Raw genomic sequence first — 6,341 nt, forward strand, 5'->3', positions numbered from 1 at the left:
GGTTAGAGTTGCTGAAAGACCCGAACAAAAAGAAGGAATAATTTCATTTCCTATACTTACGGAAACAGGTACAGAAATTATTGAAATTCCAACAAATGCACCAGAATTAGATGCATCTGATGCAAGAATAATTAATTACAAAGGTGTTGATTATTTAACAACCCTTTCCCATTTAAGATTATTGTGTAGTGAGGATGGGGTCAATTTTTATGAACCAGAAGGTTATCCATTATTGGTAGGCGAAGGAATTTTGGAGGCTTTTGGAATAGAAGATTGTAGGGTAGCTTTGATAGAAGGAAAATATTATCTGACTTTTACTTCTGTATCAGACAATGGGGTTGGTGTAGGTTTACGTACCACCACGGACTGGAAAAACTTCGAGAAACACGGGATGATATTACCAGCTCACAATAAAGATTGTGCCATTTTTGAAGAAAAAATAAACGGAATGTTTTATGCTCTTCATCGTCCTAGTAGTGTAGAAATTGGGGGGAATTATATATGGATTGCGTCATCTCCAGACGGATTGCACTGGGGAAATCATAAATGTATTATCAAAACAAGAAAAGGTCTTTGGGATAGCAAAAGAGTTGGTGCAGGAGCTGCGCCAATAAAAACAGAAAAGGGATGGTTGTCAATCTATCATGGTGCCAATGAAAATCATCAGTATTGTTTGGGTGCTTTTTTAATGGATTTAGAAGATCCTTCAAAAGTGATTGCTCAAACGGAATTGCCAATTATGGTTCCTACCACAGAATACGAATTAAGCGGTTTCTTTGGAAATGTAGTATTTACAAACGGTCATATTGTAGAACCAGATGGAGATACTATTACATTTTACTATGGTGCTTCAGATGAATTTGTGTGTGGTGCTAAATTTTCTATCAAAGAAATCTATTCACTTTTAAAATTTAGCCATGTTTAAAAAAATCCAAACTGAAATTGATCATTTTCAAAGCCAGACCCGTAATTTTCGCATCCTAATTTTTACCAATTTGGTTTATGCTTTGGTATTGCCTGTAATTGATATTTTCGTTGCAGCCTACATCATGAGAAACTCCAATGATACTTCTAAAGTTGTTATTTATCAATTGGCCATTTATACAGGGATTCCGCTTACTTTTTTGTTGAATGGTTTTCTGTTGAAACATTTCAACATTCGAAAATTATATTCAACAGGAATGATGCTTAGTGGCGTTGCCATGATTATCATGATGTCGTTCAAGATATTGGATTTAACTGGTATAGGAATTGCCGGAATCACTATGGGGATGTCCTTTGGTTTGTATTGGTCAAACAGGGATTATTTGGCATTGGCCATTACAAATGACAAAAACCGTAACTATTATTATGGTTTGGAGACTTTTTTCTATACCATAATTGCCATTGTAATTCCTGCAACTATAGGTTGGTTTATTCAATCTAAAACAGGAGAAGCTGAGAAACACGACGCCTACATTATCATTACAGGAATTGTTTTTCTGATTACAATTGTGGCTTCGGTTGTTTGTTTTAGAGGTAAATTTGAAAATCCGGTACAAAAGCAATATATCTTTTTTAAGTTCCATCCATTGTGGTATAAACTATTATCTTTGGCTACCTTCAAAGGTTTGGCACAAGGATTCTTGGTAACCGCTCCTGCGATGCTTATTTTTAAATTATTGGGAGAAGAAGGCGCATTGGGGAATGCACAATCGATAGGAGCAATTTTGGCAGCAATCGTTATTTACCTTATAGGACGTTTTTCTAAACCTTCAGACAGAATAAAAATATTCGCAGTTGGACTTATACTTTTTGCTCTAGGCGCTTGTTTAAATGGATTCTTTTATAATAAAACTGGAGTAATCATATTCTTGCTGCTATTGTTGATAGCCAAACCGTTAATGGATTTAGCTTATTTTCCTATTCAGTTGAGAGTTATTGATATTGTTTCCCATATTGAGAAAAGAGGGGAATTCACTTATATATTAAATCACGAAGCGGGTTTGTATGTTGGTAGACTTTGCGGAGCTGGAACATTCTTGGTTTTGTATTATACGCTTTCCGAAGATTTTGCCTTGCGTTATGCTATTGGTATTATTGCGCTTCTGCAATTATGTTCGATTTATATTAGTAAAAAGATTATTGCCGAAGGGAATATACTTTCTCCAGAGAAGGAAAGCTCAGAATTAATTGACCCTAAAGTTCTAGATCATGTGGCTGAACATATTGTTTAAAAACTGATTATTATATTAGAACTAAATAATGTTTCATATATCAAAAATTGTTAATCTTCATTCTAAAATCTAATGATGAAAACTTATTTTAAAATTGCTATTGTTGGGCTGTTATTTTTCAGCATTAACACAGGGGCACAGGTAGTACAAAAAAAAATAGCTCGTGTAGAACAAATGCCTAATATTCCTGCTCAGTTAGAGATTATTGATTATAAAAAATTGGCACTTGATTTTGATAAAACGGTGTTCGATTTTAATGCCAAAGGCAAATATTGGCCTTTAATTTGGAAAGATAATAGCCGAAAAAATTACCCGCAAGAAGTAGTTGGATTATATACCGCTATGGCAGATGTGCGCCAAGGAACCAATAATAAAGGGATGTTCCATGAAGCTCTAGCAACTATGGGTGCCACATTAGGAGCTAGTTTGGTAGGGATTGACAAAAGAAATCAGCAGAAACTGAATTATGTTGGGATGACCAAAAATTATTTTAACAGCGAAACCAGTTGGGATATCATAATGAATAATACCTGTCCCGAAGTTGCTTTATTGGGAGGTGGTTATGGACGTGATTGGTGGTACGATGTTTACCCTAATCTATTGTTTTATGCTATATATGACAAATATCCAAACGAGCCTGGATTGGAAAAAATGGCTAGAAAAATTGCCGATAAATTTTATGAGGCGGATATGGTTTTGAATGGGAATTATGATTATTCCTATTTTGATTATGCCAAAATGAAACCCATGAAAAATACCATTTGTGCACAACCAGATGCTGCAGCTGGACATGCTTGGGTTTTATATTCTGCCTATAAAAAATTTCGAGATCCAAAATATTTAAAGGGAGCGAAAAGTGCTATGGCAGCTTTGGAATCGCAAACGATAAATCCAACTTATGAATTATTAATGCCGTTTGGAGCCTACTTAGCGGCAAAAATGAATGCAGAAGAAGGAACTCATTATGATATCGATAAAATGTTGGGTTGGACTTTTGACGGAACCGCCGTATGTCGTGAAGGCTGGGGCGTATTGGTAGGAAACTGGAATGGAATCGATATTTCGGGTACCGTAGGAAGTACTGTTGATCATGGTGGTTATGGTTTTTTAATGAATACGTATGATATGGCTTGGCCAATGGTGCCAATGGTACGCTACAATCAATCGTATGCTTCTGCTATTGGGAAATGGATGTTGAATGCAGCAAATGCGTCCCGTTATTTTTATCCAAAATATATGCCGGATGAGCACGAAACAATTCCACAATTGGCCGATGCCGGAAAAGGGGTAATCGCTTATGAAGGAATGATTAAAAAATCGAATTACGATAAATACAGCTATGTTCCTGCTCCCGTTGCGCAAGGAGATGGACCGCTTTGGGTACCGGGGAAAAATCCCGAAGAATCTCAATTGAGCGTGTATGGTAGTGCCCATGTGGGAATCTTTGGCAGTATTATCAAGGCAACCGATGTGAAAGGAATCTTGCAATTGAATTTACTTGCAACCGATTTTTTTCATGACAAAGCATATCCTTCTTTCTTATATTACAATCCGTATAATGAAGATAAAACCGTTACTATAGCTATTCAAAAAGGAAAAAAAGTAGATTTATACAATACCGTTTCTGGAACTTTTGTTGCCAAAAATGTTTCCGCTACTGCAAATATTAAAATCGCAGGATTAAATTCGGCCGTAATTGTTATCGTTCCTTCTAATGGAAAAATAACCTATTCTGGCTCAAAAATGTTGGTTAACGGTGTTGTGGTGGATTATAATATTATAAAAAAATAAAAAGTATGAGTCGGCCCATAAATATTGCGGTTGTTGGTGTTGGTTCATTCGCTCATTTTGCGGTTGCAGAATTTGTAAAAATACCGGGAGTAAAATTAGTTGGAGGTTATGATGAAAACGAAAAGAATATTTTACGTTTAAAAGAAATTGACGAATCCGCTATAATATTTCCTTCTTTGGATGCAGTTTGCTCAGAACCAACTATTGATTTAGTGTATATTGCAACACCTCCTTATTTACATTATCAACAATCAAAAGCAGCTTTGTTGGCAGGGAAACATGTCATTTGTGAAAAACCTGCCGCGACAAAACTTCAAGAAGCAATAGAGTTAAGAGCACTTGCCGAGGAAAGGAATTTGCTTTACGTTGTGAATCTGATGCAACGATACAATCCTTTGTTCGAAAAAGTGCAGCAGCTTATCCAAAATCAGGTTTTGGGAGATTTTTTACACGGTTTCTTTGAAAATTATGCCTCAGACGAGTTTTTGTCAAAAGAACATTGGTTTTGGGATGAAGAAAAAAGTGGAGGAATTTTTATTGAGCATGGTGTGCATTTTTTTGATATGTTTTCGGGATGGCTTGGCGATGGAAAAGTAAAATCTTCTAAAAAAGTCGAAAGATTTGGTCATAAAGGTATCTGGGACAAAGTGCAATCTGTAGTTCAATATGGAAACGGACTGGTTAATTTTTACCATGGTTTTGATCAACCTAAAATAATGGATAGACAAGAAATGAGACTGCTATTCGAAAAAGGTGAAATTACACTATTTGAATGGGTACCCACACGATTAAAGATGACCGCACTTTGTACGGAAGAAGAATTACAGACATTGAAACAAATTTTTCCAAATGCAGCAATTGAAATAATTGAATATTTTGAACAGTCTAAAGTTTCAAAAGGTAGGTTTAAAAACATTCATTATCAATATAAGTTGGGACTTGACACAGGTGATGATGTACAAAAACAAACACTGTATCAGGAATTGGTAAGCGCCATGTTTATGGATCAAAAAGCTTGGATAGATAACAATACTCATGTTCGAAAAATCAATCAGGATAATGCGGTGCATTCATTGGAAATTGCTGAAATATCGGAGAACTTAGCTATTAAAATTCATGAATAAAAAAGTAATACTTATTTTATTGGGAGCACTAATCACTATGGACGCCTGTAGTTTGAAAGAAAACAATTCCGCTGAAGTATGGTGGAAAGAATCCGTTTTTTATCAAATCTATATGCCGAGTTATGCCGATAGCAACGGCGATGGATATGGTGATTTTAAAGGAATGACCAATAAATTGGATTATTTGAAAGAGCTAGGTATCAGAGGTATTTGGCTGACTCCTTTTCTCACTTCTCCCAAGGTTGACAATGGCTATGACATTGCTAATTATTACGAGGTTGATCCTACTTATGGAAGTAAAGCCGATTTTGATATTTTCCTGAAAGAAGCCCACAAAAGGGGAATCAAAGTCATTATGGACATGGTTTTGAACCACACTTCCACCGAATGTAAGTGGTTTCAGGAGTCTAGAAAATCTGTTGATAATCCATATCGGGATTATTATATCTGGAAAGAAAAACCGAACAATTGGGAGTCTTTTTTTGGAGGAACGGCATGGAAAAAAGACACTTTGACCAATCAATACTATTATCATAAGTTTGATAAGAAAATGGCAGATCTCAACTGGTCTAATCCAAAAGTAGTTGCTGAGGTTCAGAAAGTACTTCGTTTTTGGTTGGACAGTGGTGTAGATGGTTTTCGATTGGATGTGATTAATTTTTTGAACACTGACGGGATTACAACTGACAATCCTTTTAAAGATGGACAGCAACAACACAAAAATGATATCGATCAAGCCGGTGTTAAAAATGCCATGAGGATCATAAAATCGACTGTTAATGCTTATGATAATCGTTTTATAGTTGGAGAAATTGGAAGCGATAAAATTGAAGTGCTGAAACAATATCAATCTCAGGATTTATTGGATGTGGTTTTTAATTTCAACTTTGGAAGTATCAAAACATTTTCCTCACAACGTATTTTTGATGAGTTGCAAAGCATGGAAAAAAACATGAGTAATTATCCAACTTTGTTTTTTGGAAGCCATGATATGCCTCGAATGATTGACCGATTGGCAGATGGAAATCCAGACAAAGCTTTGGCATTAGCGGCTTTGATGCTTACCGCTAAAGGAGTTCCTTTTGTGTACTATGGTGAAGAGATTGGAATGCATAATATCATCGCGAAGAATCTGGATGAGATGGTTGATATTCAAGGAAAAACGCATTATGAATTGGCTCTTGCCAAAGGGAAAAATCCCATTGAAGCG

At 35.8% G+C, this 6,341-nt stretch carries 5 protein-coding genes; all 5 read left to right on the forward strand.

Annotation, left to right across the window (positions count from 1 at the left end):
* The coding region (locus VFS71_RS03340) for a glycoside hydrolase family 130 protein (RefSeq protein WP_326399368.1) at positions 1–925 on the forward strand (925 nt) is incomplete at its 5' end.
* The gene (locus VFS71_RS03345) at positions 918–2,216 is read left to right on the forward strand and encodes an MFS transporter (RefSeq protein WP_326399369.1); all 1,299 of its coding nucleotides are present in this window, start codon (positions 918–920) and stop codon (positions 2,214–2,216) included. The genes VFS71_RS03340 and VFS71_RS03345, both read left to right, overlap by 8 nt.
* A 75-nt stretch (positions 2,217–2,291) precedes the next feature.
* A complete protein-coding gene (locus VFS71_RS03350) occupies positions 2,292–4,007 on the forward strand; it encodes a hypothetical protein (RefSeq protein ID WP_326399370.1) in 1,716 nt (571 codons plus the stop codon).
* Positions 4,008–4,012: 5 nt separating this feature from the next.
* A complete protein-coding gene (locus VFS71_RS03355) occupies positions 4,013–5,131 on the forward strand; it encodes a Gfo/Idh/MocA family oxidoreductase (protein ID WP_326399371.1) in 1,119 nt (372 codons plus the stop codon).
* Positions 5,124–6,341 (forward strand): alpha-amylase family glycosyl hydrolase (locus VFS71_RS03360; RefSeq protein WP_326399372.1); only part of this gene is annotated, 1,218 nt, incomplete at its 3' end. The genes VFS71_RS03355 and VFS71_RS03360, both read left to right, overlap by 8 nt.

This window comes from Flavobacterium sp. (assembly GCF_035760125.1).
GTDB lineage: Bacteria > Bacteroidota > Bacteroidia > Flavobacteriales > Flavobacteriaceae > Flavobacterium.